Origin of the sequence: Kribbella capetownensis (assembly GCF_004331485.1) — a bacterium.
Lineage (GTDB): Bacteria > Actinomycetota > Actinomycetes > Propionibacteriales > Kribbellaceae > Kribbella > Kribbella capetownensis.
In genome coordinates, this window is sequence record NZ_SJKD01000001.1 from 655392 (window position 1) to 667429 (window position 12038).

The following is a 12038-nucleotide window of genomic DNA, read 5'->3' on the forward strand; positions in this document are numbered from 1 at the left end:
GTCTGGCGCACAGCAGTTGCAGGCAATCGAACATCTGTTCTAATGTTTTCCCAGTTCGCGGTTCTCCACCCCGGACGTCCGGCCGGCCGAACCTCCCACCTCCGATGTGGACCGGCTCTCCGGACACCGCCGCCCGGGTAGTGAGGGCCCGGGCTGTGGAGATCCGCAGACGATCGGGTACAGGCGCACGGAAGACAGGTGATGCTCAACGAAGGGACAGCGCGATGCTGCTCGAACATCGCGGCCGACGACCGGTCGTGCCCGAATCCGCTTATGTCGCACCATCCGCAGTCCTCTGTGGCGCCGTCGTACTGGGCGAAGGCAGCAGAGTCCTGCACGGTGCCGTGCTGACCGCGGAGAACGGTGAGGTCCGTGTCGGTGCGAACAGCGTGGTGATGGAGAACGCCCTGATGCGCGGCCGGGCGAGTCATCCCACCCTGCTCGGAGATGCGGTCCTGGTAGGTCCCCATGCACACGTCAACGGCGCCACGGTCGAGGACGAAGTCTTCATCGCCACGGGCGTCGCGTTGTTCCCCGGTTCTGTCGCCGGCGCGGGCGCGGAACTCCGGGTCAACAGCGTGCTGCACGTGAACTCGCGCCTGGAACCCGGCACGGTCCTCCCGATCGGATGGATCGCCGTCGGCAACCCGGCCCAACTCTTCGCCCCCGATCGGCACGAAGAGTTCTGGCCCATCCAGCGCGACCTGGACTTCCCCGGCACCGTCTACAACGTCCCCCGCGGAACGCCGATGCGCGACATCATGAGCCGCCAATCCACTTTCTTCGGCAGCCACCAGTCGGACCGGGAGCTACCTAGCCCGGACTGAGTACGCCGGGCTGTTCGGTCGACTGTGGTGGGCTCGGGCGGTGGGGCGCGGAGGTCCGCTCTGCGCCCATGCCGGCCAGGACGACGAAGGCGATGCCGAAGACGGGGAGCAGGCCTGGCAGCTGATGAAGGATGAGCCAACCGACGAGGAGGGCCAGCGCGGGTTCCAGGCTCATCAGCGTGCCGAACACGCCTGCGTCCAGGCGGCGCAGGGCCAGGTACTCCAGGGTGAACGGGATGACCGGGAGCAGCAGCGCCAAGCCGAAGCCGATGGCGACCAGATCCCAGGTCATCAGCGGGATCGTGGCCGGCCCGGCAACGATGGTCGCGACCACGGCCGCGACCGGGATCGACACGCCCAGACCCTGAAGACCGGAGACGTTGTCGCCCACGTGCTGGGTGAGCAGGATGTACGCCGCCCAGCAGACGGCTGCGCCCAGTGCGAACAAGACGCCGAGCACATCCAGCGACCCGCCGACCGGTATCCCCGACTCATGCGCCACCGACGCAGAGCCGCCGACGAAACGCCACGGCTGGGTCAGCAGCATCACCCCGACGAACGCCAGCCCAGGCCACACCAGCCCGGCCCGCCTTCCGCCGAAGCCGCGTAGCCCGGGGATCCGGACCGCGGCGGGTTGCCGCGCGTTGCGTACGACGGCGACGCTCAGCGGACCGAGGAACTCCAAGGCGCTGGCCACGCCGAGCGGGATCCGCGCGGCCGCAGCCATGAAGAGAAGCGTCACGCCACCGGTTGCGATCCCCAGGCCGACAGCGGCGAGAAGGGAGCGGCGATCGAACGAGCGGAGGCGGGGACGGAACAGGACCAGCACGATCACGGCCGCGAAGGACAACCGCAGCCACGCCGCGCCCTCAGGGCCGAGCCGATCGAACAGGCTGACCGAGACGGAGAGGCCGAGCTGGACGCAGCTCATCGACATGACGGCGAACGCCACGCCGGTGCGGCTCTCACGGGTGCTCATGCACTCCAGTGAAGCTCGCGAATCCGTTCGCGTCCACGTGAGAATCGTGGACATACCGTTCGGGATCACTGAACAATAAGAACCATGGATGTACGCCGTCTCGAGCTCCTGCTGGCGTTGTCCCGGCTGGGCTCGATGCGTGCCGTCGCGGAGACCCTCAGGGTGACCACCTCGACCGTCTCCCAGCAGATCGCTGCGCTGGCCCACGAGGTCGGCACGCCCCTGCTGGAGCCCGACGGACGCCGCGTCCGACTCACCCCGGCCGGCCAGCGGTTGGCCGGGCATGCGGTGGACATCGTCGCCGCGGTCGAGGCCGCCCGTGCTGACCTCGATCCCTCCTCCAAACCGGCTGGAACGGTTCGCGTCGCCGCCTTCCACACCGCGATCCGGGACACCGTGCTACCCGTCGTCCAGCGGCTCGTCGCCGCGCATCCCGACGTACGGCTGGAGATCCAGGAGCAGGAGCCGCCTGAGGCGTTGACGCTGCTCGAGCGCGATCAGGTCGATCTCGCGGTGAGCTACGACTACAACCTTGCTCCCGCGAACGTCGACCCTGGCCTGGAGATCACCCGGTTGTGGCAGGCGACATGGGGACTCGGCGTGCCGTCTCGCTCCGGGCGTACCTCGGGAACTACTGCCGAGGTGGCCGCTGCGTTCGCAGACAGCGACTGGATCGTGAACTCCCGCCACTCCGGAGACGAGCAGGTCGTGCGCACCATCGCCTCGTTGGCCGGCTTCGAGCCACGCATCACGCATCGCGCCGACAGCCTCCCGCTGGTCCGGGACATGATCGTCGCGGGCCTTGGCGTCGCGCTGCTTCCGACCGGCGGCCTGAAGGCTCCGGGCATCTCGCTACGCCGGTTGCGCGATCCGGTGCCGATGTTCCGCACGTACACACTCACCCGCCGCGGCCGAGGCGGATGGGCTCCGCTGGCGTTGGTCCAAACACTGCTCGAACAGCAGCGGCGAGCGCCGGACGCGGTCAGCTGGACGTGATGCTGTGCAACTGGAAGCGGCGGACCGTGGCCGGGGCGGTGCCTGCACACGTAAGCCGCGCATCGATCGTGTCCAGATGCGCCGACACCTCGACGGTGACCAGGCCGGCGTCGTCGGGCAACGCGAGATCCACCTGCCAGTGATGGCCGGCCAGTCCACGAACAGCTCTGGGACGGAGCTCGTCGACGAGGCGTGAGTGACCAGCAGCGCGAGCGAAGTGCTGCGCGGCTTGCACCGGTGCGACGAACGCGCCTGATCCACGGAGCAGATCCGGAACCACCCGTCCTTCGTCGTGATGCTTGGCGAGCTCGACCGCGCGAGCAACCGGAACATGGCCGTAGAACAGCCCCTGCGGCAGTACGACGACGTTCGCGGCGAACCGGTCACCGCCGACATGGCTGCACTCCCACGTCCGCTCCGGATACGCACCGGCGAGCGCCGCCGCGACCGGCCGCCCACGTACGGCGCAACACGCGTCGTGCCGTCCGTGCGTGCAGACGAGGTACACCGGCTCACGACTGACCAGTCCCGGTTCAGCGTCGCCCCGAAGGACCGGCAGTAGATGCTCGTCCGACGGAAGATCGCCCCATCGGACTGACTCACGGCCTGGCCGGCAGTCGGCCAGGGCGAACCGTCGCGGAGCCGTCCGGTCCAGCCGTCCGTAACGTCTGATCAGCGCGGGACGGTACCCCAGTTGCCGGCAGAGCCGCGCGACCTCCGCGCCCAAACCCTCGGGCCGGAGTGCGGCAAGAGCGTCCCGCGGCCAAGCGACGCGGGACTCGATCAGCAACCAGCGCTCCGCGGGTGGTGCAGTCGCGACCAGCGAGTCGCCACGACGGTCCGCGAGTGCGGCACAGCCCGTGTCGGCCCGGTAGCGACCGTCAATCACCACGCCAGCCATGCTCACCCCACGTCACCGTTGCCCTTCGCAACTACCGGCTGTAGTTTACGCGTCGGCGATCAGGACAGCTTCGGTGAGGAGGCGGCGGACGAGGACGAGTTGGTCGGCCTCGTCCAGACCGGGTAGCTCGCCGACCTTGAGGTCGCTGCCTGAGCACAGCTGCACAACCGCGTCGCCGGTGACTGCGGGTAGCGTGATTGTCCGGTCTGGCAGTTGCAGCACGACCGGATCCCCAACCACGACTCGGCAGCGCAGACCGGTCCGGAGGCGGACCGTCGTACCCACCGCCAAGGAGGCGATGGAGGCGGCGTGCGCCAACGGTCCGAGTGGCGCAGGGCGGTTGGCAGACCACGTACGGCGGCGGAGCCGAGCAGCCAGGTCCTCCGGAGTTGTCGACTGGATCTGCTGGACGAAGAGGTCCGCCACCTCGGGCAGGACTGCTCCGAGCTGCTCCGGGTCGCCCGGATCGAATCCGAGCGGCAGAGCACCGCGCAGCGATGCCTCGTTCGCGGCAGCTGCCGCAAGCTCCTGCACGAGCATGTAGCGAGTCATGGTGTGCAGTCCGACCGTCAGATGCGCACTGATTCCGCCCAGAGCCTTCGCCGAGTGCAGGAACCCACGCGGCACGTACAGCGCGTCACCGGGCCTCAGCACCTCATCGATCATGGGTGCCGTGTCACGAGCCGCAGCCGCGACGGCTTGCGAGTGGTCCGTCCATGGCTGGTTGCGGAGTGGATCGACATGCACCGGCTCATGGACAGTCCAGTGCTTCTCGCCGGCTACCTGCAATACGAACACGTCATGGACGTCGTAGTGCGCGGAGAACCCCTGTGACTCGGCGGGAGTGATGTATGCGTTGATCTGCACCGGGTGACCGGCGTCGACCGACAGCTGGGTGGAGAAGTCGACCAACGCTGGCCAGGTGCGGTGCAGGGCCTGCAGTACGACGGTGTGACCGCTCGCGAACAGCGCAGCGACCTTGTCGTCGCGGATCTGGTCGGCGATCTCCGCCCCGACACCGCCCGACCCGGTGAACTGCCCGTCGCCGACGACAGCACCGTTCTTGGCGATCCGCAGGAACGGTGTACGGAGGCCGCGGCGCGACAGCAGCTCGTCTGCAGCTTCCAGGCTGAACAGATCGTCGTACGGCGCAGGCAGGTCCGGGCCGTGGGACAGCAGAGCCCGCGAACCCCAGTAGGAGTTCGCGAACTCATCCAGATCACCGGCTACACAGCGCCGGAGAGCCGGACGCTCGTCAGGCTGCGTACCGGCTCCCGGCACCGTCGTCACCAACTTCCAGAACCTCCACTGGCCCCGCCGTCGGCGCCACCGTCGGTCGCGTTCGAATCGGCGCCGCCATCAGCGGGTCCCTCGCCACCTCCGGCGCCACCATCCGCACCGCCGTCAGCTCCACCATCACTCATGCCAGGCGAGGCTCCACCGTCCGCAGGTCCCTCGCCACCGCCGTCGTCACCTGCGCCGCCATCGGCACCACCGTCAGTGCCACCCGGCGTCGCACCGCCATCAGCCGGTCCCTCGCCACCACCAGCGCCGCCATCCGCACCACCGTCGGCGCCACCGTCACTCACGCCAGACGACGCTCCACCGTCCGCAGGCCCTTCACCGCCGCCCGCGCCACCATCGGCGCCGCCGTCACTCATGCCGGCCGTCGCACCGCCGTCCGCCGGCCCTTCACCGCCTCCGGCACCACCGGCCGCGCCACCGTCGGCGCCGCCATCCGTCCCACCTACGGTCGCTCCACCGTCGGCCACACCTTCGCCACCTTCGGACGAGGTCGTCATGTCGTCGTCGTTCAGACCCATTGTGCTGCTCCCTTCGCGAATGGCCAGATGAGTGCCGGAGGGGCGAGCAGGGCACTCTGCGACCATCCTGTGCGCAAAGTGCAGGTGGACTAAACCCCTCGCGGGTTACAGCGACCAATCGGTTCGGCGGCGAACCCCCGCACGGCCCCGAACGCGCCTACGTCGTCAGGTCGCGCCACACCTTCGCGAAGGCGTCGGTGACGTCCTCCGGCCGAACCGCGATGCGCAGCCAGTCCGGTCCGAGACCCGGGAACGTGTCGCCCCGACGGACCGCGAATCCACGCTCTCGCAGGGATTCTCGCAGTACGGCGCCTCCCTCGACGTGCACCAGGACGAACGGTCCACGAGGTAGGCCGTACGTCGGAACCGGGCCGAGGCTGTCAAGCAGGTGGGCACGTTGCCGCTCGATGTCCAGCGCGGCCTGAGCCGCTTCGGCGACGGCACGCTCGTTGCTGCAGGCAATCGCCGCGGCGAGAGCAGGAGTGGACACCGGCCAGTGCGGCTGCACGGCGGCCAGTTGTTCGATCAACCCGGCCGCGGCCAGCACGTAGCCGACCCGCAATCCCGCGAGTCCCCACGTCTTGGTCAGGCTGCGGATCACGACCAGACCGGGGATCGAGGCTCCGGCCAGCGACTCCGGCTCGCCCGGTATGGCGTCCATGAACGCCTCGTCGACCACCAGGATCCGGTCCGGCCGCGCCAGTTCGCGCAGGTCGTCGGCGTGGTGCAGTACGGACGTCGGGTTGGTCGGATTGCCGATGACGACGAGGTCAGCGTCGGCAGGGACGGCTCGCGGATCCAGGACGAACCCGTCCTCCGGCCGCAGGACGACGCGGTCGACCACATGCCCGGCCGACCGCAGCGCCGCCTCCGGCTCGGTGAACTGCGGGTGTACGACGACCGCATGCCGCGGCCGGAACGCCCGAGCGATCAAGACGAACGCCTCTGCTGCCCCTGCCGTCAGCAGCACCCGGTCAGGCGAGACATCGTGCCGGCCGGCAACCGCTGCCACCGCAGCGTCCTGTCTCGGGTACGCCGCCAGGTCGGTGAGGCTGGCCGTGATCTCCTCGATGAGCCAACCGGGCGGAGTGCCTGCCCGCACGTTGACTGCGAGGTCCACCAGCCCGTCCCCGACCTCGAGGTCCCCGTGATGATCCAGATCGAACCCATCCGCCACCCCAGGAGGCTAACCCGCTCGCGGCGATGCCGGCCGGGCAGTCCGCGCACCGGGCGTCAGCGAGGGCTGACCGTGTAACGACGGTTCAGCAGCGACGGGTTGCGCCGCCGTACGTCGGTCAAGCGGTCGGCGGAGACCTCAGCCACCGCGTACCCGTCTGCCTCGCCCACTGCGGTGAGTGCGATGCCCTGCGGGTCGATGACCTGGCTGAGGCCGCAGTACTTCTTGCCGTTCTGTGCTGCTGCTGCCACGTAGCAGGTGTTTTCCACAGCCCTGGCCGTGAGCAGAGTGGTCCAGTGGTGCTCCTTGAGCGGTCCGCGAACCCACGCGGCCGGTACGACGAGGATCTCGGCGCCGGCGTCGACCAGTGCGCGGGACAGCTCGGGGAAGCGCAGGTCATAGCAGGTCATCAGGCCGAGCGAACGCCCAGCGACCTGCACCACGACCGGTGCGACATCGCCCGGGGTCAGCTGGTCCGACTCCTTGTAGCCGAAGGCGTCGTACAGATGGATCTTCCGGTAGGCGCCGAGAAGCGAGCCGTCGGCGCCGACGGCCAGGAGCGTGTTGTACGGCCGGTGCTGGTCGCAGCTGCGCTCGAACATCCCGGCCACGATCGCCACGCCGTGCTCCAGCGCGCACTTGCGCAGCGTGTCCACGAACTCGCCGTCGAGCGCCTCGGCGGCCTCCGCGACCGATCCGCCTTCGACGGCGAAGTCGGCCATGATCGCCTCAGGCAGGACGATCAGGTCCGGATGGTCCCGCGCCGCGTCGGCGACGACGCGCGTCACCAGGTCGCGGTTGGCGGCCTTGTCGTCACTGCTGGCGGTCTGCACCACGGCGATCTTCACCCCTCCATGGTGCCGCAGAAGATCCGGACTTGAACCTCACGCCACGTGAGGACCTACGGTCGACGACATGGACACCGACGAGAGGACCTGGCGCGTCGGCGAGCTGGCGGAGGCCACCGGCCTCAGCGTTCGCACGCTGCATCACTACGACGAGATCGGCCTGCTGTGCCCGAGCGATCGGAGCGCGTCCGGACACCGTCGGTACGACGCCGACGATGTCCGCCGCCTGCATCGGGTGGTCGCGTTGCGCGGGTTCGGGCTGACGCTCGCCGAGGTGGGGCAGATCCTCGACGGGGAGCTGACGGATCCCCGGGAGCTGATCCGCAAACAGCTCGACGTCGTCGAGGAGCAACTCGCCGCCGCGGCCGAGGTGAGACGCAAGCTGCTCGGTGTCCTCGGTGGATTGGACCGGGCCGACGAGCCGTCGGCCCAGGCACTTCTGGAACTGATCGAGGTGATGACTGCGATGTCCCGTGCACTGACACGCGAGGAATTCCAGGAGCTGGCGCAGAGCCGGCTCCGCGCCGTGGCCGATCTGACCGCGGCTGAGTTGGAGGCTCTGGCCGAGGAGCGGAAGAAGGCGATGGCCGCGCTGACGCCTGAGGAGCGCGAGGTACTGCGGAGAAACCGGGAGGAGTTGATGCCGAAGGACTGACCCGGCGAGACTGCTTCCGTGGACTTCGACGCGCTGGTGCTCGCTGGGGGTGGTTCGACCCGGTTCGGTGGAGTGGACAAGGCGATGCTGGTGCTCGACGGCGCGACGCTGCTGGATCGGGTGCTGACGGCAACTGATGCCGCCGTGTCGACCGTGGTGGTCGGCCCGGTCCGCACGACCTGCCGAGAGGTTGGCTGGACGGTCGAGGATCCGCCGTCCGGGGGCCCGGTGGCAGGGATCGCGGCCGGACTGGCCCACGGTTCCGCTGCGGTTGTCGTGGTGCTGAGCTGTGACCTGCCGTGGCTGGCGAAGGCCGACGTCGCGCGTCTCGTCGACGGTCTCGGGGATCATGACGGTCACGGGCTCCGGGACACCGACGGGCGTGGGCAACAGCTGGCGACGGCGTACCGGCGGACCGCTTTGGCCGAGGCGATTCGGCGCATCGGCGATCCGCGGGACAAGTCGGTACGGCGGCTGGTGGCCGACCTGGATCTGGTGTGGTCCGACCCGACTCGGGCCGGCGACGACGTCGACACCTGGGCTGACTTCGACGACTGAAAAGCGTTCGACAGCGCTTCTACTGTGAGGCTGTGGATGTTGCTGCGATGGTCGCGAGAGCATGCCCGGACAGTCAGATAGACGAGGTTGTCCAGCGAACTGGTGGGCAACTGAGCACGGTGTTCGAGGTACGGCGGACCGACGACGATCCGGTGATCGTCAAGGTCTACGCACCTGAGTGGGCGTGGAAGCAGGCCAAGGAAGTGCATGTGTACGGTCTGCTCGCCGCGGAGCTCGACGGATCGATTCCGCGCGTCGTGCACGCTGAGCCGGCTGGGGAGTTGGACGCGTTCACGGTGCTGACCAAACTGGACGGCGTACCGCTGTCGGAGCTGAAGCCACCGGACTGGCGGGCGACCTACGAGCAGCTCGGGCAGTTGGTCGCGCGGGTGCATCGCATTCCGCAGCCGGCGTACGGGTATCTGACTGACCGGATCCTCGAGCCGTTGCCGGACAACGATCAGTACATGCGGCGTCAGTTCTCCAAGAAGCTCGGTGAGTTCGAGCAGCTTGGCGGGGATGCGGTGTTGCGGGAGAAGATCCGCGGGTACGTCGACGAGCACGCCGGACTGTTCGCGGCGAATCAGGCGGCGACCTTGTGCCACAACGATTTCCACGAGGGCAACGTGCTCGTGGATCCAGTGACCTGGCGGGTGAGAGGCTTCATCGACGTGGAGAACGCGATCGCTGCCGACCCGTTGATCGATCTCGCGAAGACCGTGTCGTACTCGATCCACGACAACACGGACAAGCTCGCCGGCCTGGTCGACGGGTACGGCCCGCTGCCGGCCGACTGGCAGCAACGCGTGCTGCTTTATCGCGTCTACCACTCGCTCGAACTATGGGACTGGTTCGCCTCAACAGGCGAGACCACTCACCTGGCCGGGATCGCCGCCGAGCTCGCGGAACTGGTCAACAGCTGACGAACCGGCTCGACGGTTCAGCGCGCACGCGGGCGGGAGCTGACCGCGGACGTGGGCGGGAGCTGACGGTGGCCGGGGACGGGGTTCGGGTGGTTGCGCGGGTACGGTGTGGGGCATGCGAGCTGTGGTGTGTGAAGGTGCTGGCGGGATCGAGGTTCTGACGGTTGGCGAGATTCCGGATCCGACTCCGGCCGTCGACGAGGTCGTCATCGACGTCGTCGCCGCGGGTGTGAACCGGGCCGATCTGCTGCAGCGGCAGGGGTTCTATCCACCGCCGCCGGGCGCACCGGGGACGATCGGGCTCGAGGTGTCGGGGACGATCTCCGAGGTCGGCTCCGAGGTCGAAGGCTGGTCCGTCGGCGACGAGTGCTGTGCCTTGCTCGCGGGTGGCGGGTACGCCGAGAAGGTCGTCGTACCGGCGCCGCAGGTGATGCCGATTCCCGACGGGCTCGACCTGATCAGCGCCGCCGCCCTGCCTGAGGTGGTCGCGACCGTGTGGTCCAACGTGTTCATGAGCGCGCACCTGAAGGACGGCGAGACGCTGCTCGTCCACGGCGGCGCGTCGGGTATCGGCACGATGGCGATCCAGCTCGGGGTCGCGCATGGTGCGCGGGTCCTGACCACGGTCGGGAGCGCCGACAAGATGGAGTTCTGCACCCGGCTCGGCGCGGACGTCGCGATCAACTACAAGGAAGCCGAGTGGGCCTCGGTGGTGAAGGAAGCGACAGCGGGCGCCGGCGCGGACGTCATCCTCGACATCATCGGCGCGAAGTACCTGACCGACAACGTGAAGTCGCTCGCGTACGACGGTCGCCTGGTAGTGATCGGCATGCAGGGCGGCGCGAAGGGCGAGCTCGACCTGGGCCGCTTGATGAGCCGCCGCGGCCAGATCATGGCCGCCGGTCTCCGTCCCCGCTCGGTCGCCGACAAGGGACGCATCATCGCGGACGTCGTCGGCCACGTCTGGCCCTTGATCGCCGAAAAGAAGGTCCGCCCGATCATCCACACCACCTTCCCCCTCGCCGAGGTCGCCAGCGCCCACCAAACCCTCGAAGACTCCACCCAACTAGGCAAAGTCCTCCTCACCACCTAACCCAAACAAGCGGCAGCGCCGGGTCTCCAGGACGCCGAGGCGCCGGTGGCGTCGGTGACACCGACGTCCCGTCGCCGGGCTGCCATCGCCGGGGTTGCCGTCGCCGGGGTTGCCGAGGCGCCGGCGTGGAAGCGTGAGGGTTGGCGTTACGTTGCGGGGGTGTTTGCGGCTAGCCAGGCTGGGTCGGGGGCTACTAGCTGGATGACGTCCAGCCAGGTGCCGGCGGGGTCGCGTACGAAGAAGTGACGTTGGCCGAATACCTCGGTGACTGGTTGCGTCTCGAGCGGGACGCCTGACTCCGTGAGGGCGGCGGCGACCTTGTCGGCGTCGTCGACGACGAAGCCGAAGACGTTCGTGCTCTCGGTCAGGGCGGACACGGCTGCTGGGACCGTCGCGTGGCCGCGCTGGCAGATGGCGAGCTCCCAGTCCGCCTCGCCCCGGCGCACGGTGATGAACCAGCCGAGGTCGATCGCGATCTGCAGGTCGAAGTACTGCTGATAGAACGCGGCGACCTCCGCCGGACGGTCGGTGACCACGGTCGCGCCGAATGCCGCGGGTTGCATACGCTCTCCTGACTACTACAACTGTTGTTGTTGTGTACGACATTTGTAGTGGATAGCTGCTAGCCTGTCAACCATGCCCCGGAACCCGGAACGCCGTACCCAGCTGGCCGACGCGGGCCTCGCCGTCCTCGCGGAGGCCGGCGCCCGCGGCCTGACCCACCGAGCCGTCGACGCCGCGGCCGGACTCCCCGCGGGTACGGCGTCCAACTACTTCCGGACCCGGGATGCGCTGCTCGGCGCGCTCGGCGAGAGGATCTTCGAGCGACTCGCGCCGGACGAAGCAGTACTCGAGCCGCTGGCGAAGCGCGAGCCGACGATCGACCTGGTCGTCGACTACGTCCGGTACATCGTCGAGCGCCTCCTCGGGCGACCTGAACTGACGCTGGCCCTGCTCGAACTCCGCCTCGAAGCAGCCCGCCGGCCAGGACTGCACGAGATCCTGTCCCGCACGCTGAGGCAGGGCTTCGACGCCGACGTCTCATTCCACGTCAACGCCGGACTACCCGGGGGCGCCGAGGAAGTCCGCCTGCTCCACTTCGCCATCGACGGCCTCGCACTCGACCACCTGACCCCCGGCACCGGCCGCCCGTACGACGTCGACGCCGTAACCACCCGACTCGTCCATCGCCTAGTCCGCGCGGACTGAGGCGCCACACAAGGACCACCGGCGCTGAGCGCCCCACTCCCCAAGACCA

The 12038-nt window shown here is 68.7% G+C and carries 13 protein-coding genes and 1 pseudogene; 7 read left to right on the forward strand and 7 right to left on the reverse strand.

The window, feature by feature from the left end; genetic code table 11:
• Positions 1-224: 224 nt before the first annotated feature.
• Positions 225-827, forward strand: a complete 603-nt coding sequence (locus E0H75_RS03220; RefSeq protein WP_131511507.1) for a gamma carbonic anhydrase family protein — start codon at positions 225-227, stop codon at positions 825-827.
• On the opposite strand, the gene E0H75_RS03225 is transcribed toward E0H75_RS03220, so the two are convergent.
• Complete coding sequence (locus tag E0H75_RS03225) at positions 814-1806, reverse strand: EamA family transporter (RefSeq protein WP_131511508.1); 993 nt, start codon at positions 1804-1806, stop codon at positions 814-816. The genes E0H75_RS03220 and E0H75_RS03225 overlap by 14 nt on opposite strands.
• Positions 1807-1890: 84 nt before the next feature.
• On the opposite strand from E0H75_RS03225, the gene E0H75_RS03230 reads away from it, so the two are divergent.
• Positions 1891-2802 carry a LysR family transcriptional regulator gene (locus tag E0H75_RS03230; RefSeq protein ID WP_131511509.1) on the forward strand — a complete coding sequence of 304 codons (912 nt, stop codon included), beginning with the start codon at positions 1891-1893 and terminating at the stop codon, positions 2800-2802.
• Here E0H75_RS03230 and E0H75_RS03235 read toward each other — a convergent pair.
• The 5 genes and pseudogenes from E0H75_RS03235 to E0H75_RS03255 all read right to left on the reverse strand — a co-directional run bounded on the left by E0H75_RS03235 (position 2789) and on the right by E0H75_RS03255 (position 7551).
• Positions 2789-3694, reverse strand: coding sequence for a sucrase ferredoxin (locus tag E0H75_RS03235; protein WP_165553430.1), 906 nt, complete (start codon positions 3692-3694; stop codon positions 2789-2791). The two genes, E0H75_RS03230 and E0H75_RS03235, sit on opposite strands and share 14 nt — an antisense overlap.
• 54 nt (positions 3695-3748) lie before the next feature.
• Positions 3749-4993 carry a cupin domain-containing protein gene (locus tag E0H75_RS03240; protein WP_131512989.1) on the reverse strand — a complete coding sequence of 415 codons (1245 nt, stop codon included), beginning with the start codon at positions 4991-4993 and terminating at the stop codon, positions 3749-3751.
• Positions 4990-5526 (reverse strand): BatC protein, encoded by a 537-nt coding sequence (locus E0H75_RS03245; protein WP_131511511.1) that lies wholly within the window; start codon positions 5524-5526, stop codon positions 4990-4992. The genes E0H75_RS03240 and E0H75_RS03245 overlap by 4 nt, the downstream gene beginning before the upstream one ends.
• Before the next feature lie 157 nt (positions 5527-5683).
• A pseudogene (gene cobC / locus E0H75_RS03250) lies at positions 5684-6688 on the reverse strand (Rv2231c family pyridoxal phosphate-dependent protein CobC); the annotation flags it as partial.
• 71 nt (positions 6689-6759) lie between these two features.
• Positions 6760-7551: a carbon-nitrogen hydrolase family protein gene (locus E0H75_RS03255; protein WP_131511513.1), complete on the reverse strand. Its 792-nt coding sequence runs from the start codon at positions 7549-7551 to the stop codon at positions 6760-6762.
• A gap of 67 nt (positions 7552-7618) precedes the next feature.
• Here E0H75_RS03255 and E0H75_RS03260 point away from each other — a divergent pair, with 67 nt between their 5' ends.
• The 4 genes from E0H75_RS03260 to E0H75_RS03275 all read left to right on the forward strand — a co-directional run bounded on the left by E0H75_RS03260 (position 7619) and on the right by E0H75_RS03275 (position 10780).
• Positions 7619-8206: a MerR family transcriptional regulator gene (locus tag E0H75_RS03260; protein WP_131511514.1), complete on the forward strand. Its 588-nt coding sequence runs from the start codon at positions 7619-7621 to the stop codon at positions 8204-8206.
• 18 nt (positions 8207-8224) lie between these two features.
• Positions 8225-8764, forward strand: a complete 540-nt coding sequence (gene mobA / locus E0H75_RS03265; protein ID WP_131511515.1) for a molybdenum cofactor guanylyltransferase — start codon at positions 8225-8227, stop codon at positions 8762-8764.
• A gap of 32 nt (positions 8765-8796) precedes the next feature.
• Complete coding sequence (locus E0H75_RS03270) at positions 8797-9687, forward strand: phosphotransferase family protein (RefSeq protein WP_238162792.1); 891 nt, start codon at positions 8797-8799, stop codon at positions 9685-9687.
• A 115-nt stretch (positions 9688-9802) separates the two neighbouring features.
• The gene (locus tag E0H75_RS03275; protein ID WP_131511516.1) at positions 9803-10780 is read left to right on the forward strand and encodes an NAD(P)H-quinone oxidoreductase; all 978 of its coding nucleotides are present in this window, start codon (positions 9803-9805) and stop codon (positions 10778-10780) included.
• 146 nt (positions 10781-10926) lie between these two features.
• Here the strand turns inward: E0H75_RS03275 and E0H75_RS03280 are convergent, their stop codons facing one another.
• On the reverse strand, positions 10927-11343 hold the full coding sequence (locus tag E0H75_RS03280) for a VOC family protein (RefSeq protein ID WP_131511517.1): 417 nt from the start codon (positions 11341-11343) through the stop codon (positions 10927-10929).
• A 73-nt stretch (positions 11344-11416) separates the two neighbouring features.
• Here E0H75_RS03280 and E0H75_RS03285 point away from each other — a divergent pair, with 73 nt between their 5' ends.
• A complete protein-coding gene (locus E0H75_RS03285) occupies positions 11417-11989 on the forward strand; it encodes a TetR/AcrR family transcriptional regulator (protein WP_131511518.1) in 573 nt (190 codons plus the stop codon).
• Positions 11990-12038: the final 49 nt, after the last annotated feature.

Coding starts and splice junctions, on each gene's coding strand:
- E0H75_RS03275 (WP_131511516.1), top strand. CDS start 9,803: ATGCGAGCTGTGGTGTGTGAAGGTGCTGGCGGGATCGAGGTTCTGACG.
- E0H75_RS03280 (WP_131511517.1), bottom strand. CDS start 11,343: ATGCAACCCGCGGCATTCGGCGCGACCGTGGTCACCGACCGTCCGGCG.
- E0H75_RS03260 (WP_131511514.1), top strand. CDS start 7,619: ATGGACACCGACGAGAGGACCTGGCGCGTCGGCGAGCTGGCGGAGGCC.
- E0H75_RS03220 (WP_131511507.1), top strand. CDS start 225: ATGCTGCTCGAACATCGCGGCCGACGACCGGTCGTGCCCGAATCCGCT.
- E0H75_RS03225 (WP_131511508.1), bottom strand. CDS start 1,806: ATGAGCACCCGTGAGAGCCGCACCGGCGTGGCGTTCGCCGTCATGTCG.
- E0H75_RS03230 (WP_131511509.1), top strand. CDS start 1,891: ATGGATGTACGCCGTCTCGAGCTCCTGCTGGCGTTGTCCCGGCTGGGC.
- E0H75_RS03285 (WP_131511518.1), top strand. CDS start 11,417: ATGCCCCGGAACCCGGAACGCCGTACCCAGCTGGCCGACGCGGGCCTC.
- E0H75_RS03245 (WP_131511511.1), bottom strand. CDS start 5,526: ATGGGTCTGAACGACGACGACATGACGACCTCGTCCGAAGGTGGCGAA.